Below are 24,739 nucleotides of genomic sequence, written 5' to 3' on the forward strand. Positions count from 1 at the left end.
CGGCTTCGGCGGCGGCGGCTGGGGAGGCGGCGGCTTCGGCGGCGGCGGTATGATGTGGGGATCAGAGAGTATCTCTGTTGTAGACTTCCTCATCAAGCGCTTTGAGATAATCCACTCAGCATTAAGATATTGATAAGCACCACAAGCTTATCTTAGCCTGTCAATAATAAAAAAGTCATGGCATTTCCGAGGTTTATTCGGAAATGCTATGGCTTTTCTTATGTTTATACCTCTCAGCAACAATACAAAACGCCCTTCATCAGAACTGTTCTTATCGCTGGTTGGAACTGCTTCTGTACTTATCGCTCCCCTGTTCGATTCCGAGAATTTGTTGCGCCGCTTTTAACTCCGGAGATGTTTTTATTCACAGCATACGTCCGGTAATAAAGTCTTTTTCCGCAAATCAAAGGCAAATATCACACCTCACAGATATATAGTTAAAAAATAATTTTTTATAAAAGCTATTGACATTTAATGTCTCATCTGGTATAATTATTATGTTGTGATCAACAGTTATATAGGGGTATAGCTCAGTTGGTAGAGCAGCGGTCTCCAAAACCGCGTGCCGAGGGTTCAAGTCCTTCTGCCCCTGCCAGAACGATAAAGCCTGTATTTCGAGGAAAACACCGAAATACAGGCTTTTCTGTTACCTACAGAAAGCAGTTTTAAATGAAAATTTGCAGTCCCGTGTGCACAAAAAACAGGTGTAATGCACATGAAATGCACACGGAATGCACACGACTGAAAGGCAGTATAACGATAAGAAAAGAAGCCAGCTCCCGTAAGGGAGCTGGTGTTCTTATATAGCGTTCATCTTACTTTTTATGGTTAGCTTTATTGTACTTGGCTATCTTTTTGAATTTTTCCTCTTTTGCTGCCAGATATCCTTCAGCATCTTCAGAATAAGCATTTTCAATTTTCAGCTTTTCATAAGATGACAGCCGCTCCTCTGAAAGTTCACCATTTTTGATAGCAGCCTGTACTGCACATCCAGGTTCAGATTTGTGAGTACAGTTCTTGAAGCGACACTTTGCTGAAAGTTCCTCGATATCTTCAAATGCAGCCGAAAGTCCTTCGCTGCTGTCCCACATTCCCATTTCACGCATACCAGGCGTATCAATGACCATAGCGCCGCCTGGAAGCATAATCAGTTCACGGTGAGTAGTGGTATGTCTGCCCTTGTCATCGTTACGTAGTCCATTCGTATCAAGCCTGTCATCTCCCAGAAGGTGATTGATAAGCGTCGATTTGCCTACACCTGACGAGCCTACAAAAGCAAGAGTCTTTCCAGCTTTCAGATACGGCGTGATCTGACTGTAACCGTCAGGTTCAGCGACTGATGTCGTAATGATATCAACTCCGACTGCAACACTTTCTATCTGAGCGATCTTTGCGGTGACTTCATCACAAAGGTCAGTTTTCGTCAAAAGAACAACAGGAACAGCACCGCTGTCCCATGCAGCAGTCAGATATCTTTCGATACGCCTGATATTGAAATCATTGTTGAGGGACATACACAGGAATACTGTATCTATATTTGCAGCAACGACCTGTTCAGTATTTGATTTTCCCGCAGCTTTACGGATAAATACGCTTGTTCTCGGAAGAACATTGTGTATCACCGCCCTGTCTCCACCGGTTATATCAGCCATAACATAATCGCCTACGGCAGGGAAATCAGATACAGTTTTTGTATCGTATCTGAATTTGCCTGATACCTGTGCCTGCATCATCCCATCTTTATGTATGACATGGTAAAGATCTTTTTCCTGCAAAACTACACGGCACACTGTAAGATCAGGATATTCTGCACTGTATGCCTCATATACAGGCGGTAAGTTCTCTAATTTCATTTGTCTCTCCTATCTGTTCAGTGCTCACTTTTTGGAAGTTTGAAAAGCATTATCCCCTTTATTATCAGCAGCAGGAACGCTACTGTTGCCGCATAGGGTATTCTTGCCATAGTCAGGAACAATACCGCGATAATGCTAAGTACAAGCGATGTGCCAGTAACTGTGCTTCTGCCCTTTTCTATGTTCCTGTAATTCATAAACAACTTCACTGCACCGATGATTATAAGTATTGAAAACAGTCCCCAGCATACACAACTTATCCCAAACGATATATGCGTGTAATCAAACAGTGCAACTGCCGAGACTGTTTCTCCTGCCTTTTTAGGATAAAGCGGCAGAAGAATAAGCATAATGCTCATTATATCGACTACACCTATCAGCAGTTCGATCATTTTACCAATATTTGAACGGTTCTCGTCTTTTGCTGCAGTAATGAGTTCCTCCGACGACAGAAGCTCATCTATGGTCACAGAAAAGAACTTCGATATCTCTTTCAGCGAATCAATATTCGGATATCCCTTTCCCGACTCCCACTTAGAGATAGCTGTACGGGAAACGTAGAGTTCCTTTGCAAGTTCCTCCTGAGTTAAGCCTTTTTTCTTCCTTAATTCCTGCAATTTCTCGTGAAATTCCATTTTCTTTTCTCCGTTAGTTATTTTTGTCAGTGAGGCGGACAGCACCATGATATATTAAGTACAGTCCAGAGCTCAGCAGAACAGAGCCTGCTATATCTGTCAGCCAGTGTACTCCCGCAACAGTGCGTCCCACCACCATAAATGCTGTGAATAAGACCGTAAACGCATAAATACCGTATTTGACTTTAGTATTCCTTATCCTGCGATGCACCTGAAAAGCTAACGTAGGCATTACGCTCATAACAAGAAGCGTTGTTGAAGACGGGTAAGAAGCCTCCATACGTCCTTCTATAAGTATCGGTCGGTAATTTATAGGTATCATCTCAAATATGAGATAACCGAATATCACAAGGATATAGTAAATACCAAGCAGGATAATATCCTTATCAACTTTAAGAAGACTTCTCCGCTTTATGAGCTGAACCAGACCGACAACTCCGAATATCATACAGATAAAGATCGGCACAAGTCCAAGCCAGTCGGTGACAGTATACACCCACATATGAACGCCTGTCATTTTATGGAACCACACGTTCAGACCTGCAAAACCGATGTCCGTTCCGTTCTGTCCCACTGCCTGAACATCAACTGTCTGTATCAGTACAGTCCAGACTGCAAACAGTATCAGCATAATCGTACCTGTGATAAGTGTGTTCTTTTCATTCTTTTTCATAATTCCGTGTTCCTTTCAGATGATTTCCTTTCGGCTAATCTCATGGTAACACGGGGACTGAAAAAAGTAAAGAACCGTACGGTCACACCCATGACACGAATCGTAACATATGCGATATTTCGCCATTTGCAGCGCATATGCCGATTCTGCCGCCACGACTTTTTTATGACTTGAGCCTGATTATATTATAACCGAAAGGTGAAATTCCGTCAACCCACAGTCTTGACCAAGCCATGCAGATATGTTATGATATAAACAGCACAACTGTGCAATCAAATGACAAAGATAAAAACGCAACGTATACCTTCGGGTATGCTAGAGCCGGTAGGTAGCCCGGCCGTCCTGTGAATACAGGGTAAGTAACCTGCCCCTCCGGGTTGTCCGTTCTTTGTCCATAGCAATTTTTAGGAGGGAAAGATATGGACAAAACGAACGGTATGCTGACAGTATTTTTCGATGAGCCTTTCTGGGTGGGAGTATTTGAACGCTCTGAAGATGATAAACTCTCAGCGGCTAAGGTCACATTCGGAGCAGAACCCAAGGACAGTGAAGTCTGGGATTACGTGCTGAGGCATTACTACAAGTTGAAGTTCAGTCCTGCTGTTAAGGCCAAAACAAAGCAGACTGCTGATAATCCCAAACGGCGGCAGCGCAATGCACGAAAGCAGCTCAGTATCGCAGGTATCGGCACAAAGTCGCAGCAAGCGCTGAAGCTAATGCAGGAGCAAATGAAGACCGAACGCAAGCAGCTCACAAAAGAGCAGCGTGAAGCCGAAAAGCAGCGTCAGTTTGAGCTTAAACAGCAAAAGCGCAGGGATAAGCATAAAGGTCATTGACAGCTTCCTGCGAAAAAAGTCCTGATAGTATCGGCTGTCAGGACTTTTTATCAAATCATTAATAATAAAAATATATGGTTCAGGAGAAAAACATGATAGATACAGCTTCTTTTATAGATAAATATATCTCAGCCTTGAAAAATACGTTTCCTGACAGGATATGTTTCGTTGGCTTGCAGGGTAGCTACGCACGCGGAGAAGCAACAGAAAGCAGCGATATTGATTTCGTTGTTATTCTCGATAATCTTTCGTGTGAAGATGTAAGACGTTACCGAACAATGCTTGACGCCCTTCCGTACAGGGAATTATTCTGTGGATTTCTTTCTGATGCAGACGATCTCAGAAACTGGGATGTCTCTGATCTGTTCCAGTTTTACCATGATACGAAGCCGATAATAGGAACTCTTGATGATATTGTTCCTTCGATAACTGATGATGATATCAGGCGCTCAATCAAAATAGGAGTCTGCAATATTTATCACTCCTGCGTTCATAATCTGATATATGAGAAAGATCCTGCAATACTGAAAGGATTGTACAAATCCGCCTCCTTTGTGATACAGGCACTCTGGTATCTGCGGTCAGGAGAATATAGCGCACGTTTACAGGAGCTTTTCAGCAAAGTTGAAGGCAGCGAAAAGGATATTATCTCCGCTTATATACAGATAAAAAACAGCGGAGTATCTGATTTTGAAAGACTGTCAGACCTTATCTTCAATTGGTCGAAGAAGCAGATAAATCAGATGCACGAACAAATTGAAAGGTAGCATATTGCGGCTGCTTTTTATATTCAACAGGTGATGCTTTCTAATTCGATAAATACTCTATGCTCCGCTCATAAAACTCTTTGAAATTACTTATCATAGCAGGATGATCGCCTTTAGGGAAAAGGTGCATTATTCCTTTAGGAATCATTTTGAGGATATCTCCATAAACACGTTCATAGTAGTCATCTGAAATGCTATTCATAAAACTATCTTCTTTACTTCCTGTAAGGAGAAGTTCACACCGCAGTTCTTCCAGAGGCTTATGAAAAAATGCTCCGATTTCTTCTTGATGTCTTATTATAGCATCGGTATCATTATCAACAATCTGCTCCCAGTCCTGACCGTGCATATACGCATAAAAACCTTGAGCATTAGGATCATTTTTAGCTTTCTCACGGTCTGCAAGCAGATTTTTCGTAAATGCTTCATCAGCCTTTTCTCCTTCAAAGCTGTCAGCGATCACTTTTTTTACAAGGTCAGGAGCTTCAAGAGCAACATTTAATGCAACAATAGCTCCGCCGCTGCTGCCAATAATATTTACATCGGTATACTGCTTAAATCTAAGAAATGCTATTACTTGCTGTGCTTCATAAAACCATAAGTTTGAGGGGAATATTTCCAATCTGTCAGACAGTCCATGGCCTAAATAATCAATAAGAATCACCTTGAACGATTTGCTGTATTCTTCCGCTATCTGTGCAAACATTTTTGAAGAAGCAGTATTGCCGTGAAGTAATAGCAATGGATGTCCTGAGCCTGTCTCGTAGTAATAGATCTTCTTATCATCATAAACATAATAACTCATATAATACTCCTTTTGGGAACAGGTATCAGAATCCCATAGCAATCTTTGTTTCCTGCATTTTCTCTGTTCCAACCAGTTCTTCAAGCAACATGAATGCAACTTCAGGTCCGGTCTGTGGACAATATGAGGTTATGATATTATCCGTCCTGACAACAGGCTCGTTCACGACTATTGCGCCGTACTCTGCGAGCTGCTTCTGACGGTGTCCGTTGTTCAGGTGATAGGTTGTAGCTTTCTTGCCTTTCAGTATGCCACTGTTTCCGAGTGCCAATGCAGCGACGCATATCGTGGCTATCATCTTGCCACAATCATTAAATTCTTTTATAAGGCTTACTGCCTGCTCCGAAAAAGCGTCATTATAGAAGCCGTATTCCTCAAAGCCACCGGGGATAGCAAGTGCATCATAATCATCGATGCAAACATCGTTCAGCAGGATATTAGGATTGACTGATACTCCGAAGGTGCTTTTGATTTTTTTTTGCAGAGCGCAGGTAACGACTTCGATGCCCGCCCAGCCCATTATATCAACAAAAACACTCGCTTCCATTGTTTCAAAGCCTTTTGCAAGGAATAACAACACCTTCATTTTCAGCCCTCCGTAAAAATGTTCTTTAGAGCAATTATTTTAAAAATCCTATTATATACAATTCAATTTGATATGTCAGCGTTCAATTTTCAGTATGCTGTACATCTCGGAATCGCCTATGCCCTGATTGCCTTTGAAGGCTCTTCTCAAGGTGCCTTCGTGCTTCATGCCGCACTTTTTCATCACGCCGCCGGAATTTGGGTTGCGGGTGTCGTGAATGGCCTCGATACGTTCCATGCCCACCTCATTAAAGAAAAATCCGATAATGGTATTAAGTGCTTCACTTGTTATACCCTGATGCCACCATTTTCTGCCTAAGCAGTAACCTATCTGTACCGCCGAGATATCATTAAAGACCTTTACAACACCTATAGAGCCAACAGGCTTGCCGTCGCATTCCTTAGGTACGATAGCCCACTGATAGAAGTCATCATCGGAATAATGACTTACCCAGTCACCTAGAACGTATCTGGTGACCTCTATATTCGGGTGAGTAGGCCAGGACAAGAACTTCGTAACTTCGTCATCGTGTGCCCAGTTCTCATACATAGCTTCGGCGTCCTCAAGAGTGAATCTTCTCAGAATCAGATGCTCAGTTTCAAGGTGCTTTGTTCCCTTATGTTCCATTTTTCCATGACTCCTATCGTGTACAATTCTATTTGATATATGTCAATTATACTCTAACAGAAATAGAATGTCAATCTCTTTTGTGTACTGAATATGTCGTAAAATAGCTAATCCCCGCATGAAGCGGGGACAAAAAAGTGTTCAAGCAAAACATTCAGCGTTCAAACGGTTTGTTGAATGAACCGATCTCAATCAGATTTCCCTCAGGATCAGCGATGTAGCAGGTACGCTGTCCCCAGGGCTCGGTCGTTGGCTCTAAAACAGGCTCAGCACCTTTGCTGACAGCAACGGCAAAGGCTTTATCAACTTCCTCATAGGTATCCACATACAATGCAAGTTCAAAATGTCCGTTCAAGCCTTTGACATACTCATATTTTCTTTTCGTCATTGTTTCAAAATCCTTTCTGCCGTATAGCAGAAACAGCGTGCCGTCCTTAATCAGATAGACATTAGATGTATCCTCAGCCTCTTTGATCTCAAATCCGAGTATATCCCTGTAAAAGCGTATCATAGCTCCCATATCATCTACAAATAAACCGAATCCGTCAAGTTTCATATTAATGCTCCTTTCATTTTATTGGATGTCTGATGACTGTTTTCAGCTTTTCCGGAGCAACTTTTCTTGCATCCGAAAGATAAATCTCATGATGAAAACGGTTCTCAGCAATATCGATAGAATATCCCTGTTGTTCCATGTATTCGTGCATAAGCTTAACTGTTTCTGGTTCATCATCGTAGCTGCCGATGTGCATACACTGAACACATAAGCCCTCATCATAAGTGAGAAATTCCACCTTGGAAAAATCTAGCTTTTTCTTTTGTGTTGCTTCTCTGACAGCCCATTCAAGATCCATTTTTGTTACGAAATCCGGAAGGCGTATCAGTGATATCCACTTGAAGTTTTCCTTATGAGCATAGTCGATACCTTTCAGTTTGTCCTGCCACCAGAATCCCTCTAACGGAGGAACGATATAATCAAAATAGCCTTCAATCTGGCGACTACTTTTCTTGCTCATCTTGATCGTGTATGCGATTCCGTATAGCAGACCTATTGCTTGCTTGTATTCGCCGTCCTCTTCATTTGGATCACCTTCACCCCGCACGGCGATATAGTTTATTGGTGGAACGGTAACAATTGTCGGATTCTGTGGTGGCACATAGAATTCCTTATATTCTTTTTTGTAGTCAAATGGCATATCATTATCACCTCTGATAATATAATATCACATCAAATATGACAACAGTATGTCACGTTTCATATTGCACTTGTATTTTTTTCAGGAACTCAGAAAATTCCTGTCGTAATTCCAACGGCTCTATAATCTCAGCATCGCTGCAAAAGCTAAGAATATAACTGAAAAACGATTGCTTATCCGACCATGTGAGGTTCATGATTATAGTGCCATCGGCGTTATCATTCAGAAAGCCGACTCCAAATTCATCTATAATACGCCATTTCACAGAATTTGTAAATTTAACAGTTGCTTTCACTTCTCCTTTTGTATGTCGAAGTTTATCGCAGATGAATTCGGGTACATTCCTATCTGTAAATTTCTCATTTGTGAGTGAAAGCTCTGTCATTCGATTCAATTTGAACATTCTGTAATCTTTGCGTTCAGTACAGTAGCCCCAGACATACCATGCGGACCATTGAAAAATCAAGTGATACGGCTCTATCTTTCGTTCACTCTCACCGTTAGGCGAAAAATAGCGGAATGTAATAGTTTTTCTTTTTTCCATAGCCTGTTTTATTAGCTCAATCTTATCTGCAATCGCCGATTTATCCCAGCTTGATAGATCAATTATGATATGATTATCCACATTGACAGTAGTACAGTCATCAGCAGAGAGTTTCTCCATAAGCTGACGGTATCGGTTCGTCCCACTGATGCTGTCAAGACTTTTCAAGCCCGACAATATTGCGTGCATATCTTCAGAAGACAGCAGCGTTCGGTCAATCTTATAACCGTCCATGATTGAGATGCCGCCGCCCTGTCCCTGTTCTGCAATAATAGGGATACCTGATAGATTGATCGTCTCTATGTCGCGCAGTATTGTTCGTCTTGACACTTCAAATATCTCTGCAAGTTCAGCAGACGTAACTTTGTTACGCTGCAGAAGAACCGAGAGTATGCCTATTAATCTGTCTATTTTCATATTATACGAAACCTTTTGATTTTACAGCTTATACTGCATAAAATTATTGTTCTTAACGAAGCCAAGCAGCAGAACTGGCAGGATATGTGCTTTCTGTCAGATCGAATTCCTACGAGACCTATCAGTCTTTCCCCATCAAAAGCGCCGTAGTATTCAATTCCTGCAAGATATTTTTTGTCATGCAGACATTTCTTGAATTCTAATGTGCCCTCTTTAGAATAATCCGGTGACTCATACTCTGAAAACACTCTCCAAGCAAGGTCAAGAGCTGTTGCTCTTTCTTCAGCAGAAAGCTTTCGTATCAAATCTACTTTTTGATCTTGCGAAACAATATATTGTTTACTCGTTCTGTAATGAGAAGCTCCGTATCTGTCTCCACAAGATCGTAGCTTTCTATTACTGCTTTATCATGTTTTTTCAGAACCTCTTCATATCCGAATGCTGTATCCTTTTTCTTAGGGAACCGGATAGTACTTTCAAAATCGTCTACAATCTGAAGCCCGTATCTATCGCAAATATCCACCCATTCGATTTTTGTATAGAACTTAATATGCCCGTCCTTTTTCAGGCGCATGTAGTCATCAACAAATCTATCCTTATCACAATCATTGGGGCACGGATCGGAAATGAATAAAGATCCCCCGCCTTTAAGCACTCTGCTTACCTCACCGATACTATGCTCTATATCCGGAAAATGATGAAGAGAATATCGTGTCACCACAAGATCAAACATTCCTGCTTCAAAGGGAAAATTTATCCCGTGATAGCTGACAAATGTCAGATTATCCAGCTCTGCCTCTCGCACTCTGCTGCGATTCGCATCAATGGCATCGCTCACTATATCCAACCCTATCACTTCACAATCTGGATTTCCTTCTGCAATCGGAAAAGTCAGATATCCACTCCCACAACCAAGATCAAGAATCCTCATTCCATCTCTCGCATTTATGAACGAAAGAATCCTCTCCAGATGCTTGGCATCCTGTGTCTGCCTGTTATAAAAATCTCCGGACGCAAAGCTTTCTTTAAAGCCTTTTCGCGTATCCTCTATACTTGCTTTTATATCCATATCTACTCCTCTAAAAAGAGCTTGTTTCCCTTCTCGTATGCTTTTTGCAAATTCATGTTCCAGTTTTTCTCTCTGAGCTCATTCTCTCTTGAGGTACTGTCAAAAACAACAAATTCCATCTCCTTTGCCCGTCCGAACAACCGGTCACCTAACATAACTTTTTTCATACTGTCCAGAAGCCCAAACTGCTCAAGATGCTCTATCGAATTACCCGCAGAACAAAGAATGATTGCTTTATCGAGCAACTTCATGGTTTTATCACCGTATGCGAATCCATAAGTCCATACTCTGTCAAACCAGCCAACGAGCTTTGCCGGAGCTTCCGTCCAGAAAACGGGATAAATAAATGCTATCGCATCAGAACCATTTATCTTTTCCTGCTCTTCAAGTACATCACTTGCCACATCAGGTGTATTTCTGTAATATGCATCTCTCAGGTATTCTTTTTCCGTCATGTTGGGATTAAAATCCATCTTATAAAGATCCGAGATTATATACTCATTGCCCGAATCTGTTATGCCTTTTATGAAAGCATCACACATATTCTTTGTAAAAGAATCATCTGACGGATGACAATACACTATAAATACTCTCATTTATAAACACTCCAAAACCTTTTTGATGTTCTCTTCGTTCGGAATTATGATATTGATATCCACTTCCGGATGTTTCCTGACATACGCCGTAAGGAAGTCCATAAGGTTTTCCTTTGCCTCCATTTTTCTCTCATATCATCTGAAAATGCCTCATCGCTTCCTCGATGGCTTTAATCCTCATATCCGAAGTACCAGGTTGTTTGCTGTCCAGCGATTTTGGCTTGTTATAATTATCTCTTTCGATGATCCCATGCTTCTGTTTCATCTGGGCAATGTTCAGATTCGTCACATGAAATCCGTACTTCTCCTGCACCCAGTCCTGAATCTCCTTATAGGTGGCCTTAGCTTCCGCACTTGTCAGATCAAGTTCGTCCATATCCACATTAACCTCGATATGATGCTTCGCTTCGGAAAGTTTGAACAAAAGCGCGACCGTCTCAACGTGGAGCGTATTTGGAAACATGTCTGTATTATTATAATATCAGATGCCTAAACTCTTGTCAATAAAAAAACGCCACCATACAAAGGCTCATTATAATCTGTCAATAGCCCTTGGCCTATTGACACATATAACATCTGTTTCAAATACATTGCATTAAAAGTTTTGAAGTAATGCAATGAAAAAAATACGCTATTGAAAGGGAAGAGGAGCAAGTAATAGTTGGAATTCAAAATTAATCATGGTATTAAAGTAAGATATGAGGAGACAATTAATAATTCAATAATTGAAAGAAAATAACTATAGAGGAAATAACTTTCAATAAGAATAATTCTATTCCACACGAAAGTTATAAAAGTCTATAAATAGGCCAAAATAGCTATTTAATAATATTCGAATCCCTCTCTGTCCGCTTTTTAAAAGAAGCCTGTATTTCGAGAAAAACACCGAAATACAGGCTTTTCTCATGCCTGTAGAAAACAGTTTTAAATACATTTTTGAAGTCGCGTGTGCAGCAAAAACAGGCGTTATGCACACGGAATGCACATGAAATGCACACGACGAAAGGCAGTATAACGATACAAAATAAGCCAGCTTCTTTACGGAGCTGGTCTTTTTTGTTATAAGAATTGTCAGCAGTGACAAATGTAACTTTTTTAACGACAAATGTCATTTATTTCAGATATAATTGATTTTATACTCAAAATATGGTATAATAATACAAAAATTGGAGGTTATGAAATGGATCTGCTGATGATACAGGTATGGGACTCGGAAGAAAAGCTGTTCCGTAGCAAAAGCTCACGTTTGTTTACTTACACTTCCTTGACCCTTGCGTCTTTATATTCAACTATTCCAAAGGGAACTTTTAAGCGTATAGACATTATTGACGAACATTCTCAAACTGTTGATTACGACCGCCGCAGATACGATGTGGTTATGATTTCATTTGATACCTCTTCTGCTGTAACCGCATACAGGCACTGCCGGGAATTCAGAAAGCGTGGAGCTTATGTTGTATGCGGCGGTTATCATGCAACGGCATTGCCGCAGGAAGCTGCAAGATACTGTGATACGGTAATATCCGGTCCGGCAGAGCTTACTGTTCCGAAGTTTATACGTGATTATATTGCAGGAGTGCCAAAGCCGTTTTACAGGGATACTCATGTTTGTGCCGCAGACTTTCCTGTGCCGTCAAGGGATAAGGTAAAGGACAGGAATACGCTTAATATTCCGGCTGTCATAGCAGACAGAGGCTGCATAAATGCCTGCAGATACTGCTCTATGGCTTCCATGTGGAAGAGCGATCCGAGGTCGGTCGAAAGTGTAATAAACGAGATAAGATCTCTTCATACAAAGATGCTGATATTCTTTGATCCTAATTTTTTCGGGAAGCGCGAATACGCCATGAAGCTTATGAAAGCCCTTAAACCGTTGAAAATACTTTGGGTAGGAAATGCTACAGCTGATTTCGGATATGACCATGAGCTTATGCAGGCAGCCTATGACAGCGGCTGCAGAGGTGTACTTATAGGCTTTGAGTCACTCAATGAAGATTCTCTGAAAAGTGTCAATAAAAGTTTTCCCAAGGCTGACAAATACCGCAGGCTCATCAAGAATATCCACAGCCACGGTATAGCTGTAAACGGCAGTTTTGTTCTTGGCTTTGACAATGATACGGAAGAACAGCTTCGTGCTCTGCCGGCATTTATCGACAGGCTGGGACTTGACCTTTGCAGATTTGCAATCCTTACACCATATCCCGGAACCGCTGTTTACAAACAGATGGAACGGGAGGGCAGGCTTCTTACATATAACTGGAGACTCTACAATCAGCATCATACAGTTTTCCGTCCAAAAAACCTTACTCCTGAAAAACTGGACAAGCTTTACAGAAATGCATGGAAGAAAGCCTTCAGTTGGAAAAGCATAATCAGGAGAGTACACGGCTCTCCGTGCAAAGGAATAACAAAGCTCATACTTCTTGGAGCAAATATCGGCTTCAGAAATATGAAGATAGGCAAATCGGAATTATGAAAATAACCTTTATAAGACTGAATATGTTCGAGCATATAAGCTCTGATGCAATGAAGCCTATTATCTTTGAGATAATACGCGGTATCACTCCTGCAGAGCATGAGATAGAATTCATTGACGAGAGAGTTGAAAAGCTCCCAGATAAGATCAATTCGGATATAGTCGCTTTTTCTGTAGAGACATTTACTGCAAAAAGAGCATATATCCTTGCAAAAAAGTACAGAACAGACAAGAATATAATCGTTATGGGTGGATTCCATGCTGCTGTTATGGCAGATGAAATGCTTGAATATGCCGATTCTGTCATTATCGGTGATGCAGAAGGAGCATGGGGACGTTTTATCAGTGATTGCAGCAGCGGTATGATTCAGAAGAAGTATTTTTCTGATGAAAACGAACCTGTTGGCTATATCAGTCCTCATCCCGAGGTTTACAGCCACAAATACTTCCATATCGGAGTGCATCAGATATCAAGGGGCTGCAAGTTCAACTGCGGCTTCTGCTCGATAAAGACGATGTACAAATGCGTGCGCAGAAAGACAATAGCTGACACAGTCAGGGAACTGAATGAGTCAAAGGAACGGATAGTATTCTTTGCTGACGATAATCTCCTCTACGACCGGAAGTCGGCTATGAAGCTCTTTGAGGCTATAACTCCGCTGAAAAAGATGTGGGCTTGTCAGATAAGCATGGACGCTGCAAAGGATGACGAGCTGCTTGCGGTGATGAAGCGTTCAGGCTGCTTTCTTGTTCTCATGGGCTTTGAAAGTCTTAATTCAGAAAGCCTTGAGGAGATGAACAAGTCTGCAAATATAGCCGCCGATTACGAGAAGATAATAAAGCGGGTTTACAGTCACGGTCTCCTTATTTACGGCACGTTCGTGCTTGGATGCGATGGAGATTATGCCGATGTTTTCCAGAAAACATATAATTTTGCAGTACGTAATTCGATAGCGGTCACTAATTTCAATCCTCTGATACCCATGCCCGGGACACCGGTCTATGAGCACATGGAATCAGAAGGACGGCTAAGATATAAAAAATGGTGGCTTTCGGACGTCTACCGTTACGGCGAAACTGCCTTTATTCCTAAAAATATGACGCCTGAACAGCTCAGCGAAGGCTGTCTGCGCATAAGGCGTGATTTTTATTCTCTGCGATGTATATTTCGCAGACTTTTCGGCTGCAAAAGCCATCTCAGACCGCATACCCTGCTGGTATTTCTGCTGGCAAACTTCATATCACGCAGGGAGATAAACAAAAAACAGGGACAACTGCTCGGAGGAATACTTAATGAAGCTGACGCTGATAAAACCTAATATAGGCCGCAGAGAGCACAGTCTGTATGTTGATGAGGGAAGAATGGAACCTCTGCCTCTGGGCATACTTGCTGCGCTTACTCCCGATGATGTGGAGGTCGTTCTTTATGACGACCGTATGGAGCCTATACCATATGATGAGCCGACAGACCTTGTGGCAATAACCGTTGAGACATTTACAGCAAGACGTGCCTATGAGATAAGCAGTGAATACCGGAACCGCGGTGTTAAGGTGGTCATGGGAGGTATGCATGCCATGCTCATACCGGAGGAGGTTGCCGGACACTGTGATATACTGATAGTCGGTGATGCAGAAAATGTGTGGGAGACCATGATAAACGATTTCCGCAGCGGACGTCACAAAAAACGGTATGACGCTGAACAGCCGCCATATCCGCAGAAAAACATAATCGCAAGGCGTGACATATTTGAGGGTAAGGGTTATCTTCCAATAACTCTGCTCCAGTTTACCCGCGGTTGCAGCCATAAATGCAGCTTTTGTGCGTCGTCTGTATATTTCAAGGCTCATCACTATTGCCGTCCCGTTGAAGATGTCATAAGGGAGATAAAGTCTCAGAAGCGGAAACTTCTGTTTTTCGTGGACGATAATATTGTCTGCAACCGTCAGAAGGCAAAGGAGCTTTTCAGAGCCCTGATACCGCTAAAGATACGATGGGTAAGTCAGGGGAGTATGGATATGCTTCAGGATAATGAGCTTATGGAGCTTATGGTGAAGAGCGGTTGTCTCGGACTGGTCATAGGCTTTGAATCCATATCTCCCGAGTGTATAAGCGCAATGAACAAGCTTACAAACACCCGTGCTTCCGGAGATATGTACCGTTCTGAGATAAAGCAGCTGAGAAAATGGGGCTTGCAGACATGGGCGGCTTTTACAGTCGGCCATGATGGTGATACTATCGAGTCCATACGTGCCACCTGCGATTTTGCAATAAGGAATAAGTTTACGTTTGCGGCTTTCAATATACTTATGCCCTATCCGAATACTCCGCTTTACGAAAAGCTCAGGAGCGAGAACAGGCTGCTCTATGACGGAAAATGGTGGCTCCATGAGGATTATCGTTTCAATTATTCGAGTATCGTTCCGAAGAACATGACACCCGACGAGCTTACAGAAACGGCATTTGAATGCCGTCGACGTTTCAACAGCATTGGTTCTATAATAAAGCGTGCTTTTGAACTCCATACCAATATGAGGACTCCGTACAGATTTATTACTTACCTTCTGTACAATCCTTTGTTCCGCAAGGAAGTTTTCAAGAAGCAGGGACTCCATTTCGGACTTTCAGATAATAATAAGGAGAAAAGTGATGAAGGGAACAATAAAACGGATACATGAGTTCACAGAGTCGGAAATTTCTGAACTGTACGAACTTATGGACGAATTTTATGAGAATATGGATCCGGAAATTTTCAGACATGATTTTTACGCAAAGGACTATTGCCTTGTGCTTGAAAAAAACGGCAGGATAGTTGGATTTACTACTCAGAAGCTGATGACGGTAAATGTTGACGGAAAAGAAGTAAAAGGCGTCTTTTCCGGAGATACTATCATTCACAGGGACTACTGGGGCGACACGGAGCTATTCAGGAGCTTTGCACAGTATTGGTTCAGATATGCCGAGGAGCACGGAGAGCTGTGGTGGTTCCTTATATGCAAGGGGTATAAGACCTATAGAATCCTTCCGCTTTTCTGGAGGGAGTTCTATCCCTGTCGGAGCTGTGAGACACCGCGGGATATAAAAAAAATTATCGACGCCTACGCATCAGCACTTTATCCCGATGAGTATAATCAGACTACCGGTGTTGTAGAGTATAAAAGTGTAAAGGACTGCCTCAGAAAAGGCGTTGCGGATATAGATGAAAGGCGCATGAAGAACAAGGATATTGCTTTCTTCTGTCAGGTCAACCCGAACTGGGAAAATGGCAACGACCTTGTCTGCCTTGCAAAGTTCGACCGTTCGCTGCTCCGCAGACATATGCCTGAACTATTGTTCAATGGGGAATAAGTTATATTGCCGTGTGCTGAACGGATTATGCCGCAGGCTTTACAGCTCGGAACTGAAACGGTTCAGGGCTCCGTGTGATGTAAGAGCAGTTCAGATGAAGTATCTCACAGAGCTCCTCAGAAAGAATTCCGCAGCAGAATACGGCAAAAAATACAGCTTTGAAAACATCAGGACATACAGTGATTTTGCGGCGCAGGTTCCGCTTACAAGGTATGAGGATTACGAAAACTTCATCGGAAGTATAGCTGACGGAGCAGAAGGCGTGCTGACAATGGAAAAGGTCAGACTTCTTGAGCTGACCAGCGGCTCGTCAGGCGGCCGTAAGCTGATACCGTATACCGATTCTCTCCAGCGCGAGTTCCAGCGCGGATTAAGACCGTGGATAGGCGATATATACAGTAACGTGGAGCAGGTCATGCAAGGCATGAGCTATTGGTCCGTAACGCCTGTCACAAGCGGAAAGCAGTTTACAAAAGCAGGTATCCCCATAGGCTTTGAAGAGGATTCAGCATATTTCGGCAGACTTGAACGTCATATCATGGACAGGCTTTTTGCAGTTGACGGCAGCATAAAATTTGCTGACAGCATGGAGAGTTTCTGGCATGACACAGCGGTCAGTCTTCTTCGCTGCCCATGTCTCACGCTTATATCGGTATGGAATCCCACATATCTTTCCATACTTTGCAGGTACATAAGCGATAATGCGGAAAGCTTAGCCGCAGAACTGCCTGCTCTGAGGAAAAAAGACTTTGTGGAAAAAGCACGTTCCGGAAGCTTTGAACTTGTTTTTCCTGATGTGAGGATCATAAGCTGCTGGGCTGACGGCTCTGCTGCTGACAGCGTAAAAGAAGTTGAAAAGCTTTTCAGCGGCGTTTATATACAGCCCAAAGGTATAATCGCTACAGAATGCTTTACATCGCTTCCGTTAGTCGGCGAATCAGGCAGCCGTCTGAGTATTTACTCACACTTCTTTGAGTTCCGCAGCCTCAGTGACAACAGTATAGTTACTGCCGACCAGCTGGAAAAGGGCGAATATGAGCTTATAGTGACGACCGGAGGAGGACTGTACAGATATTGTATAGGTGACATAATCGAGGTCCTTGAAACATATGACAGTGCACCGCCGCGTATTAGATTTTTGCGCAGGGCAGGGAATTCCTGTGACCTTTTCGGTGAAAAGCTGACGGAGGATTTTGTAAGGAATGTATTGCGGAAACTTGGTATTTCCGACCATTTTTGTCTGCTTGCTCCAGAGGGGAACAGATACTGCCTTTATACCGATGCACAGGGAATACGGAATGAAGAGCTCGATAACGCCATGCGCGAGAGCTTCCATTATAATTACTGCCGTCAGCTGGGGCAGCTGGAATGTGCTGAAACAGTTGAAGCGGCTCCCGATGCTGACAGACTCTATCTGAAACGCCTTACGGATGAGGGAATGCGGCTCGGAGATATAAAACCTTCATGTCTGAGCAAGCTCTCAGGCTGGAGAGATTATCTTGCAAAGGAAAGGAACGAAAGGAATGCTTAAAATAGCTTTGCTTGCACCTGCCGGTGCTATGCACCGTTTTTCAGGCAGTTTCGGCAAATCACTGCATTATGCGCCACTGACTCTGACAACTCTTGCGGCGCTTGTGCCTGAAGATATCGACGCAGATGTGGTCATATACGATGAAACAGCCGGTAAGATACCGCTGGATATAGACGCCGACCTTATCGGAATAACCTGCATCACGGGAACTGCTCCAAGATGTTATGCATATGCGGATTATTTCCGAAAAAAGGGAATAACCGTTTTCATGGGCGGAGTTCATCCTTCAATGCTTCCGGACGAAGCAGCACAGCATTCCGATGTTGTATTTACGGGTTTTTCCGAGCAGACATTTCCGCAGTTCCTGCATGATTATGTTTCGGGAAAATACAACAAGTTCTATCATCAGAACTGCGATTTTTCCATAGAGAACAGGCCTCATCCCCGCCGTGAGCTCCTTAATAAAAAGCGTTACATAACAATCAATACTGTCGAGGCAATCAGGGGATGCTGCCATACCTGCAGCTTCTGTGCTTATCCTGCTGCATTCGGAAAGAAGGTATATAAGCGTCCCGTAAAGGATGTTATTGCCGAAATTGAAGCTCTCGGCTCACGTCACGTACTCTTTCCTGATGTTAACCTCATCACGGATAAAAAATATGCCATTGAGCTTTTCAACGCCATGATACCGCTAAAAGTCATCTGGCTCGGTCTTGTAACGTCGTCTATCGGTATCGACGACGAGCTGATGAAGGTGTTCCGGAAAAGCGGCTGCAAAGGTCTGCTTATCGGTTTTGAATCCATAACACAGGAGTCACAGAAGTACATACACAAAGGCGTTAACCGTGTGGACAGCTATATTGACCTTATGAAGCGTCTCCATGACAACGGCATACTTGTGCAGGGCTGCTTTGCATTCGGCGGAGATGAAGAGGACGAGAGCGTTTTTGACAGGACTGTTGAAATGGTCGTAAAGGCAAAGATTGACCTGCCGAGATATTCCATACTCACTCCATTCCCTAAGACCGAGTATTACGCCCAGCTTGAAAGAGAGGGCAGGATAATAGAAAGGAACTGGGCTATGTATGATGTCCAGCACTGTGTTTATCAGCCGAAGAAGATGACAAAGGAGCAGCTTGAAGCAGGTACTGACAGAGCATGGCGCGAGACATATTCAAATAAGAATATAATCAAGCGGCTTGCACCTTTTAATCACAGTATCTGGCTGTCGCTGCCGGTCAATATGGGATATAAGGGATATGCTGATAAATGGCATAAATTCGGACGGGAAGTAATGTGCGACAATTCTGATATACCAATACTGTGAGGAGTTTATGAAGATAACATTTATTGTTCCCGCAATAGGGAAAAAGCCGGGAAAAAAATACATAGGCACATGGAAAATGGAGCCGCTCACAATAGCTATGCTTAAAGCTTTGACTCCGCCTGATGTTGAGACAGAGCTGTTTGATGACAGAATAGAGCTTATAAACTATGAAACTTCCACAGATCTGGTTTGCATCACAGTTGAAACTTATACTGCAAAGCGCAGCTATAAGATAGCGCAGAAATTCCGTGAACGGGGGATTCCTGTCGTTATGGGCGGATATCATGTCACTCTCTGTCCTGAGGAGGCAGCGGAGCATTGTGACAGCGTGATGATCGGCAATGCTGAAACAGTATGGAAAACAATGCTTGAGGACTTTGGCAGAGGAAAGATAAAACCTGTCTATCAGGGCAATACCGCTGAATATGACATTCAGCCCGACAAGAGTATTTTCACAGGAAAGAAGTATCTTCCGGTATCCCTTGTGGAAACAGGACGCGGTTGTATACACAGCTGCGATTTCTGCTCGATTTGCCGCTTTTATGAAAGCCATTACCATGCCCGTTCTCACGAACTTATAATTGATGATCTGAAGCGTTCAAAGCACGATATAGCATTTCTGGTAGACGATAACCTTGTGGCAGACCATAATAATGCAATACGGCTTTTTGAGGAGATAACTCCTCTGAAAAAAAAATGGGCAGGACAAGGGACACTGTCAATGGCGCGGAATGAGAAGCTTCTCAAGGCCATGAAAAAAAGCGGCTGCGAAGTTATACTTATCGGATTCGAGAGCCTCAATCCCGAAAACCTGCGTCAGATGAACAAATCCTTCAATCTTGCCATGGGAGAAAGGGACGAGCTTGTCAAACGTGTACACGACGCAGGGCTCGGTATATATGCCACTTTTGTTTTCGGCTACGATAATGACGATGAACGTACTGTTGAAGAGGCGCTTGAATTTGCAAAGAAGCATAAATTCTATACTGCCGCCTTCAATCATCTTCTGCCTTTCCCTAATACTCCGCTGTACAAGCGTCTGCGTGAGGATAATCGCCTGATATACGACAAATGGTGGCTTGCGGACGGTTACAACTACGGAGAGCTTGCTTTCAATCCAAAGAAAATATCTGCCGAAAAACTAAGTAAGCTCTGTCGTGATGCGAGAAAGGAGTTTTCCTCTGCTCGGACAGTTATGAGCCGTGGATTTGCTTCTCTCGGAAGAACAAGTCCGCTTCTTTGGGGACTTTTCTGGGCAATGAACCTGCGGCTCGGTGAAGAGGTAGATCAGAAAATGAATGTGCCAATAGGAGAAAATCTTGATGAACTTCCAAAATGACCGCTATACAGTTCGTTTTGCCGATGCAAGTGATAATGAAGGCATTAAAAGGATATTTGAAAGCGGAAGCTTCAGCGGAGATCTTGATATCCAGTTTCTTCGCGGAAGTGAGCCGATGAAGTCATTTGGTGCTGACGGCGAGCCAAAGATAATTGTTGCATCTGATAACATGAGCAATGAAATAATTGCTGTGGGAGGCGCTGTTGTCAGACAGGAATATATAAACGGGAAACCTGAGAAATGCGCCTATCTTACAGGGCTTAAGATACTTAACGAATACCGTGGCAGATTAGGTTTTATTGCAAAAGCCTACAGCTTTCTCGGAGAAAATCTTGAGGATAGCAAATGTTGTTATTCCACTATCCTTGACAGCAACAAAGCAGTGATAGCAATGCTGGAGAAGAAGCACAGGCATATGCCGGAGTATCGATTCATATCTCATTACACTACTTACTGCTGGAACAGCCGTAAAAAGATATTGTCGCTTTCTGATGACATAAACGGCTTTGATGAGCTTATGGAAGGATATTTCTCCAAAAGGAACCTTACGCCTGTGCATACTGAAATTGAAGGCTTTGGGAAAAAGAAATTCTACTGTTTTCGTGAAAACGGAAAAATCAAAGCCTGCTGCTTTGTAGGAGACCAGAAGGAGACAAAGTATTATCTTCTCCGTAAATACGGAGGTGCATACAGATTCATTTCAAGGCTCCCGACGCAGCTGCTCGGATATCCTGAATTTCCTGCCGAAGGAACGGTAATAGACCATGGAGCAGTATCCTATCTTTATATTGAAAACAATGAACGGAAGCTGTGCAGGAATTTCCTTAATACAGTTGCCGCACTGTCGGGACATTCTGTTCTGATATGGGGATGCGCAGATGGAGATCCGCTGTGCAGCTGCCTCGGATACATGAAAACGGTCAGATACGGAAGCAGACTGTATCAGGTGCTGTGGAGGGATAATCCGCCCATAAGCGGAAATATCGGTATGGAAGCGGCGCTGTTATGAATACATGAAATTGTTTTTTGCGTTTGTAATCAACGATCTCACAGCTCAAGAGCAAGTTTCCGAACCTTCAGGTTCATTCATACGATGTATGTAACGAGCTCTTCGTCAGTGGCGGCGGCGGAAGAATGCTCCTGCTAACGTGCTTCGGTACATTCCTGATGTGGCTGACAAAAAAGACGAATAGCGTATTTCCTGCGGTGGTGGCTCATTTCATGTTCAATCAGAGTCAAGGGGCTTTGGACGGACTTCTCTCGCAGGGTAATATTCCTGAAAATGCCGATCTTGGAGCAATCTCAGATGTATGTGAGTATACTACGATTATCATTCTGGCTGTTTTTTTATTGGGTTGCTATTACGTGAAAACAATAAGAACAAGAGAAATATATAATGTAATATGCACACGAAGAAAAGGCGATATAATGTTATGAAAAATGCCAGCTCCATTATGGATCTGGCATGAGTATGGTTGCAGTAGACTACGGTCTATTGAAACAGAAAAAATGTTTCATATAAGTGATATATTGGCTTTTGAAACGTTGCAAAAATAATTGACACCCTATTGGGAATAGAGCCGGTGCAGTATTCGCTGCACTGGTTTTCTCATGTATTATTGAAAAGAATGTTGAAATTAAATTCAATTAGAAGAATAGTATTTCAGCTTTTAAAAACGCATTCCATACAAGTATTCCATACGAAAAATATAAAAGGCTATATATAGGCAGAAACGAGGCTTTATAAATATTCGAATCCCTCTCTGTCCGCTCTTTTAAGAAGCCTGTATTTAGCAGAAAACGCTAAATACAGGCTTTTCTGCTGTCTATGCAAATGCAGTCAAAAATGCGCGTGTGATAATGAAACTGCATAAAATCACACGAAAATGCAGGGTCAGTCACACGAAAAATCACACGAATAAACCTGAAAGGCTGTTCTAATTCTATGCAAAGCTCGTCTGTCAAAGACGAGCTTTTGATTTTACACAAGACGAAAGACAGTATAACGATACTAAAAAGCCAGCTCCTTTACGGAGCTGGTCTTTTTATAATTTCATATTTGTTGTTGCTAATGATAGGTATATTTTACCAGTTTTCATATCGTTTTCCTGTATGCAACGCTGTCATTCTCTGCATCTCCTCATCTGTCATTTCAAAGTCGAATACGCTGATGTTTTCAAGGATATGATCAGGATTCTGCGAACCAGGTATCGTAATATATCCTGCCTGCAAATGCCAGCGAAGGATTATCTGAGCTGAAGTCTTTCCGTGAGCTTCGGCGATCTCCATGATCGTTTCATTTTCAAACAAATCCTGCGTATGACCTCTTCCGCCGAAGGGATACCATGATTCGACTACTGTCCCATACTTTGATACATATTCTTTGAATTCCGTATTCTGATAGAAAGGGTGGTTCTCATTCTGTACCACCGCAGGTTTGATATTCTCACCTGCAGTAACACGCTCGTATTCTTCCAGAGTATAATAATTGGAAATACCGATACTGCGGAGCTTTCCGTCTCTTACGCCTTGACACAGAGCCTTATAGACCTCCGTATCATTGCTGCCGGACTGATGTATCAGCATAAGATCAATGTAATCAACGTTTAGTCTTTTAAGCGAATCGTCTATAGACTGATATGCCCTCTCATAATTGGAGGGCATTACTTTTGTTGTGATGAAAACATCTTCACGTTTGACTATACCTTCGGATACAGCTCTTTTCAGACCGTTGCCTACGCCTGTTTCGTTGCCGTAATACTGAGCCGTGTCGATAAGACGATAACCGTCTTTCAATGCTGTATAGACTGATTCTTCAACTGTTTCATCGTCCTGCGTCCAGGTACCGAGCCCGAGTATTGGCATTTCATAGCCGCTGTTCAGCAATACGGTCTTGCTGTCAAAATCAAATTCTGTTTTCATATTTTTCTGTTCAAGTATCTTTTTTCTCATCAGAACTATATCAAAGGTACTCCATATACCATCATTATCAAGATCATAATGTTTATCTGTCAGGTCATTTTCTATTGGTTTCCCAAGGATAAAATCGCTGAGATTGCGTATATCATGCACTTTATATATGACCTTTGTGGGGGCGAGCTGAAAAGAAACAGTTACTCCGCCGCTTCCAAGTGCATCTGTCAATCCGGTTGTATCCTTGATATGACCAATCTTAGTGTAGGTGTATGATGTGTCAAAACTCTTGTAGAAAACAACAAGGCAGTTATCACCATACAGCATAATATCACCTGCAGTTATCCTACCGACTTTTTCTGGAGCTGACGGTAATTTCGAATTAAGATAATAATACTTCTCATTGCTGTTAAGTTCTGACATATCAAGTGTCATGGGCAGAAACTCCTTCCATGCTGTAACGGTATCATTATTTTCAAGCGTGATCTGAAACTCTTTATCTCCGACAGAAATGTTCATGATAGGCTCGGATTCTTTCGCTGTCTGTTCTTTAAATTCCGTAGCAGTGGCTGTTATGGAACTTCCTTTGTTTGTTGGCAAGGCGTCTTCATATGCTCTGCAGCCGCTGAACATAAGCATGACAACAGAAAAAAGAAATGATGTAAACAATCTATTTTTCATCATATATACTCCTTATCACTTTCGCTGGACTTCCGACTGCTATCATATTTTCGGGAATATCTTTTGTCACCACCGAACCTGCACCGATGACAGCATTATCTCCGATCGTAACTCCCGGAAGAACTGTTGAGTTAGATCCTATCCAGACATTTTTGCCGATATGTATAGGCTTTGGTATCAGGTCATGGCGTTCTTCGGGAAGCAGTCCGTGATTAAGCGTTGCAAGCACCGTGTTATGACCAACCAGTGCACCGTCACCGATGTAAATGCCGCCTTGATCCTGAAACTTACAACCCGAATTGATGAACACGCCCTTGCCAAGATGAATATTCTTTCCGCAATCGGTGAAGAACGGCGGGAAAAGTCCGACCTCGACGGGCTCGCCGATAAGCTCCGACATAAGCTCGTTTATCTCATCGGGCGTATGATAACGGCTGTTGATCTCCATTGTGATGCGGATAGCCTCTTGACTCAACCTGTGCATAGTCTGATGAACACACGATTATTCGGTTAGTTGAATAA

The 24,739-nt window shown here is 42.7% G+C and carries 24 protein-coding genes, 1 tRNA gene and 1 pseudogene; 12 read left to right on the forward strand and 14 right to left on the reverse strand.

The features are described 5' to 3' along the window. Positions 1-519: 519 nt before the first annotated feature. Positions 520-595 (forward strand) — tRNA-Trp (locus RF007C_RS06315). A 220-nt stretch (positions 596-815) separates the two neighbouring features. Here the strand turns inward: RF007C_RS06315 and rsgA are convergent. The 3 genes from rsgA to RF007C_RS06330 are packed head-to-tail and all read right to left on the reverse strand — an operon-like array spanning position 816 to position 3,161. Further along, entirely contained in the window at positions 816-1,853 is a 1,038-nt protein-coding gene (gene rsgA, locus RF007C_RS06320) for a ribosome small subunit-dependent GTPase A (protein ID WP_037298341.1), read from the reverse strand. A gap of 17 nt (positions 1,854-1,870) precedes the next feature. Further along, positions 1,871-2,488: a helix-turn-helix domain-containing protein gene (locus tag RF007C_RS06325; protein ID WP_037298344.1), complete on the reverse strand. Its 618-nt coding sequence runs from the start codon at positions 2,486-2,488 to the stop codon at positions 1,871-1,873. A gap of 13 nt (positions 2,489-2,501) precedes the next feature. Next, complete coding sequence (locus RF007C_RS06330; protein ID WP_037298346.1) at positions 2,502-3,161, reverse strand: phosphatase PAP2 family protein; 660 nt, start codon at positions 3,159-3,161, stop codon at positions 2,502-2,504. Positions 3,162-3,580: 419 nt separating this feature from the next. Between RF007C_RS06330 and RF007C_RS06335 the strand changes: the two genes are divergently transcribed. Both RF007C_RS06335 and RF007C_RS06340 read left to right on the forward strand, forming a co-directional pair. After that, positions 3,581-3,997: a YjdF family protein gene (locus tag RF007C_RS06335; protein WP_037298348.1), complete on the forward strand. Its 417-nt coding sequence runs from the start codon at positions 3,581-3,583 to the stop codon at positions 3,995-3,997. 92 nt (positions 3,998-4,089) lie between these two features. After that, complete coding sequence (locus RF007C_RS06340) at positions 4,090-4,764, forward strand: nucleotidyltransferase domain-containing protein (protein WP_037298350.1); 675 nt, start codon at positions 4,090-4,092, stop codon at positions 4,762-4,764. Positions 4,765-4,804: 40 nt separating this feature from the next. Here RF007C_RS06340 and RF007C_RS06345 read toward each other — a convergent pair whose 3' ends face one another. The 9 genes from RF007C_RS06345 to RF007C_RS06385 all read right to left on the reverse strand — a co-directional run bounded on the left by RF007C_RS06345 (position 4,805) and on the right by RF007C_RS06385 (position 10,980). Then, on the reverse strand, positions 4,805-5,569 hold the full coding sequence (locus RF007C_RS06345) for an alpha/beta hydrolase (RefSeq protein ID WP_037298353.1): 765 nt from the start codon (positions 5,567-5,569) through the stop codon (positions 4,805-4,807). A 25-nt stretch (positions 5,570-5,594) separates the two neighbouring features. Beyond that, complete coding sequence (locus tag RF007C_RS06350) at positions 5,595-6,155, reverse strand: DJ-1/PfpI family protein (RefSeq protein ID WP_037298355.1); 561 nt, start codon at positions 6,153-6,155, stop codon at positions 5,595-5,597. 75 nt (positions 6,156-6,230) lie between these two features. Continuing rightward, positions 6,231-6,782, reverse strand: coding sequence for a GNAT family N-acetyltransferase (locus tag RF007C_RS06355; RefSeq protein ID WP_019679691.1), 552 nt, complete (start codon positions 6,780-6,782; stop codon positions 6,231-6,233). Between the two features lie 154 nt (positions 6,783-6,936). Continuing rightward, positions 6,937-7,338: a VOC family protein gene (locus RF007C_RS06360; RefSeq protein ID WP_024859458.1), complete on the reverse strand. Its 402-nt coding sequence runs from the start codon at positions 7,336-7,338 to the stop codon at positions 6,937-6,939. 13 nt (positions 7,339-7,351) lie between these two features. Beyond that, on the reverse strand, positions 7,352-7,978 hold the full coding sequence (locus tag RF007C_RS06365; RefSeq protein ID WP_037298357.1) for a GyrI-like domain-containing protein: 627 nt from the start codon (positions 7,976-7,978) through the stop codon (positions 7,352-7,354). A gap of 52 nt (positions 7,979-8,030) precedes the next feature. Then, on the reverse strand, positions 8,031-8,939 hold the full coding sequence (locus RF007C_RS06370) for a helix-turn-helix transcriptional regulator (protein ID WP_037298359.1): 909 nt from the start codon (positions 8,937-8,939) through the stop codon (positions 8,031-8,033). A gap of 307 nt (positions 8,940-9,246) precedes the next feature. Then, on the reverse strand, positions 9,247-10,008 hold the full coding sequence (locus RF007C_RS06375; RefSeq protein WP_037298363.1) for a class I SAM-dependent methyltransferase: 762 nt from the start codon (positions 10,006-10,008) through the stop codon (positions 9,247-9,249). A gap of 2 nt (positions 10,009-10,010) precedes the next feature. Then, positions 10,011-10,604 carry an NAD(P)H-dependent oxidoreductase gene (locus RF007C_RS06380; protein WP_037298365.1) on the reverse strand — a complete coding sequence of 198 codons (594 nt, stop codon included), beginning with the start codon at positions 10,602-10,604 and terminating at the stop codon, positions 10,011-10,013. Positions 10,605-10,734: 130 nt separating this feature from the next. Further along, the gene (locus RF007C_RS06385; RefSeq protein WP_242836278.1) at positions 10,735-10,980 is read right to left on the reverse strand and encodes a 23S rRNA methyltransferase; all 246 of its coding nucleotides are present in this window, start codon (positions 10,978-10,980) and stop codon (positions 10,735-10,737) included. An 804-nt stretch (positions 10,981-11,784) separates the two neighbouring features. On the opposite strand from RF007C_RS06385, the gene RF007C_RS06390 reads away from it, so the two are divergent. The 9 genes from RF007C_RS06390 (at position 11,785) to RF007C_RS18290 (ending at position 22,060) form a co-directional block, all read left to right on the forward strand. Beyond that, positions 11,785-13,080, forward strand: coding sequence for a B12-binding domain-containing radical SAM protein (locus RF007C_RS06390; RefSeq protein ID WP_206537801.1), 1,296 nt, complete (start codon positions 11,785-11,787; stop codon positions 13,078-13,080). Then, positions 13,077-14,399: a B12-binding domain-containing radical SAM protein gene (locus RF007C_RS06395; protein ID WP_037298369.1), complete on the forward strand. Its 1,323-nt coding sequence runs from the start codon at positions 13,077-13,079 to the stop codon at positions 14,397-14,399. Before RF007C_RS06390 ends, RF007C_RS06395 begins: the two co-directional genes overlap by 4 nt. After that, positions 14,374-15,756 carry a B12-binding domain-containing radical SAM protein gene (locus RF007C_RS06400; protein WP_037298371.1) on the forward strand — a complete coding sequence of 461 codons (1,383 nt, stop codon included), beginning with the start codon at positions 14,374-14,376 and terminating at the stop codon, positions 15,754-15,756. Before RF007C_RS06395 ends, RF007C_RS06400 begins: the two co-directional genes overlap by 26 nt. Next, positions 15,728-16,426, forward strand: a complete 699-nt coding sequence (locus tag RF007C_RS06405; RefSeq protein WP_152537154.1) for a GNAT family N-acetyltransferase — start codon at positions 15,728-15,730, stop codon at positions 16,424-16,426. Before RF007C_RS06400 ends, RF007C_RS06405 begins: the two co-directional genes overlap by 29 nt. Beyond that, positions 16,416-17,957 carry a GH3 family domain-containing protein gene (locus tag RF007C_RS06410; protein ID WP_275450839.1) on the forward strand — a complete coding sequence of 514 codons (1,542 nt, stop codon included), beginning with the start codon at positions 16,416-16,418 and terminating at the stop codon, positions 17,955-17,957. Before RF007C_RS06405 ends, RF007C_RS06410 begins: the two co-directional genes overlap by 11 nt. After that, positions 17,950-19,284, forward strand: coding sequence for a B12-binding domain-containing radical SAM protein (locus RF007C_RS06415; protein ID WP_037298374.1), 1,335 nt, complete (start codon positions 17,950-17,952; stop codon positions 19,282-19,284). The genes RF007C_RS06410 and RF007C_RS06415 overlap by 8 nt, the downstream gene beginning before the upstream one ends. Positions 19,285-19,291: 7 nt before the next feature. After that, positions 19,292-20,623, forward strand: a complete 1,332-nt coding sequence (locus tag RF007C_RS06420) for a B12-binding domain-containing radical SAM protein (protein WP_037298377.1) — start codon at positions 19,292-19,294, stop codon at positions 20,621-20,623. Continuing rightward, complete coding sequence (locus tag RF007C_RS06425; RefSeq protein WP_037298379.1) at positions 20,607-21,632, forward strand: hypothetical protein; 1,026 nt, start codon at positions 20,607-20,609, stop codon at positions 21,630-21,632. Before RF007C_RS06420 ends, RF007C_RS06425 begins: the two co-directional genes overlap by 17 nt. A gap of 125 nt (positions 21,633-21,757) precedes the next feature. Then, entirely contained in the window at positions 21,758-22,060 is a 303-nt protein-coding gene (locus RF007C_RS18290; RefSeq protein ID WP_037298382.1) for a CPBP family glutamic-type intramembrane protease, read from the forward strand. Between the two features lie 648 nt (positions 22,061-22,708). Here RF007C_RS18290 and RF007C_RS06435 read toward each other — a convergent pair. Both RF007C_RS06435 and RF007C_RS06440 read right to left on the reverse strand, forming a co-directional pair. After that, the gene (locus tag RF007C_RS06435; protein ID WP_161634879.1) at positions 22,709-24,217 is read right to left on the reverse strand and encodes an aldo/keto reductase; all 1,509 of its coding nucleotides are present in this window, start codon (positions 24,215-24,217) and stop codon (positions 22,709-22,711) included. Continuing rightward, positions 24,207-24,713: pseudogene (locus tag RF007C_RS06440) on the reverse strand (sugar O-acetyltransferase); the annotation flags it as partial. The gene RF007C_RS06435 and the pseudogene RF007C_RS06440, both read right to left, overlap by 11 nt. Positions 24,714-24,739: the final 26 nt, after the last annotated feature.

This window comes from Ruminococcus flavefaciens 007c, from assembly GCF_000571935.1.
GTDB lineage: Bacteria > Bacillota > Clostridia > Oscillospirales > Ruminococcaceae > Ruminococcus > Ruminococcus flavefaciens_F.

Excerpts from the sequence above, each read along its gene's own strand:
- rsgA (WP_037298341.1), bottom strand. The coding sequence starts at position 1,853 with ATGAAATTAGAGAACTTACCGCCTGTATATGAGGCATACAGTGCAGAA.
- RF007C_RS06325 (WP_037298344.1), bottom strand. The coding sequence starts at position 2,488 with ATGGAATTTCACGAGAAATTGCAGGAATTAAGGAAGAAAAAAGGCTTA.
- RF007C_RS06330 (WP_037298346.1), bottom strand. The coding sequence starts at position 3,161 with ATGAAAAAGAATGAAAAGAACACACTTATCACAGGTACGATTATGCTG.
- RF007C_RS06335 (WP_037298348.1), top strand. The coding sequence starts at position 3,581 with ATGGACAAAACGAACGGTATGCTGACAGTATTTTTCGATGAGCCTTTC.
- RF007C_RS06340 (WP_037298350.1), top strand. The coding sequence starts at position 4,090 with ATGATAGATACAGCTTCTTTTATAGATAAATATATCTCAGCCTTGAAA.
- RF007C_RS06345 (WP_037298353.1), bottom strand. The coding sequence starts at position 5,569 with ATGAGTTATTATGTTTATGATGATAAGAAGATCTATTACTACGAGACA.
- RF007C_RS06350 (WP_037298355.1), bottom strand. The coding sequence starts at position 6,155 with ATGAAGGTGTTGTTATTCCTTGCAAAAGGCTTTGAAACAATGGAAGCG.
- RF007C_RS06355 (WP_019679691.1), bottom strand. The coding sequence starts at position 6,782 with ATGGAACATAAGGGAACAAAGCACCTTGAAACTGAGCATCTGATTCTG.
- RF007C_RS06360 (WP_024859458.1), bottom strand. The coding sequence starts at position 7,338 with ATGAAACTTGACGGATTCGGTTTATTTGTAGATGATATGGGAGCTATG.
- RF007C_RS06365 (WP_037298357.1), bottom strand. The coding sequence starts at position 7,978 with ATGCCATTTGACTACAAAAAAGAATATAAGGAATTCTATGTGCCACCA.
- RF007C_RS06370 (WP_037298359.1), bottom strand. The coding sequence starts at position 8,939 with ATGAAAATAGACAGATTAATAGGCATACTCTCGGTTCTTCTGCAGCGT.
- RF007C_RS06375 (WP_037298363.1), bottom strand. The coding sequence starts at position 10,008 with ATGGATATAAAAGCAAGTATAGAGGATACGCGAAAAGGCTTTAAAGAA.
- RF007C_RS06380 (WP_037298365.1), bottom strand. The coding sequence starts at position 10,604 with ATGAGAGTATTTATAGTGTATTGTCATCCGTCAGATGATTCTTTTACA.
- RF007C_RS06385 (WP_242836278.1), bottom strand. The coding sequence starts at position 10,980 with ATGGACGAACTTGATCTGACAAGTGCGGAAGCTAAGGCCACCTATAAG.
- RF007C_RS06390 (WP_206537801.1), top strand. The coding sequence starts at position 11,785 with ATGGATCTGCTGATGATACAGGTATGGGACTCGGAAGAAAAGCTGTTC.
- RF007C_RS06395 (WP_037298369.1), top strand. The coding sequence starts at position 13,077 with ATGAAAATAACCTTTATAAGACTGAATATGTTCGAGCATATAAGCTCT.
- RF007C_RS06400 (WP_037298371.1), top strand. The coding sequence starts at position 14,374 with ATGAAGCTGACGCTGATAAAACCTAATATAGGCCGCAGAGAGCACAGT.
- RF007C_RS06405 (WP_152537154.1), top strand. The coding sequence starts at position 15,728 with ATGAAGGGAACAATAAAACGGATACATGAGTTCACAGAGTCGGAAATT.
- RF007C_RS06410 (WP_275450839.1), top strand. The coding sequence starts at position 16,416 with ATGGGGAATAAGTTATATTGCCGTGTGCTGAACGGATTATGCCGCAGG.
- RF007C_RS06415 (WP_037298374.1), top strand. The coding sequence starts at position 17,950 with ATGCTTAAAATAGCTTTGCTTGCACCTGCCGGTGCTATGCACCGTTTT.
- RF007C_RS06420 (WP_037298377.1), top strand. The coding sequence starts at position 19,292 with ATGAAGATAACATTTATTGTTCCCGCAATAGGGAAAAAGCCGGGAAAA.
- RF007C_RS06425 (WP_037298379.1), top strand. The coding sequence starts at position 20,607 with ATGAACTTCCAAAATGACCGCTATACAGTTCGTTTTGCCGATGCAAGT.
- RF007C_RS18290 (WP_037298382.1), top strand. The coding sequence starts at position 21,758 with ATGCTCCTGCTAACGTGCTTCGGTACATTCCTGATGTGGCTGACAAAA.
- RF007C_RS06435 (WP_161634879.1), bottom strand. The coding sequence starts at position 24,217 with ATGAAAAATAGATTGTTTACATCATTTCTTTTTTCTGTTGTCATGCTT.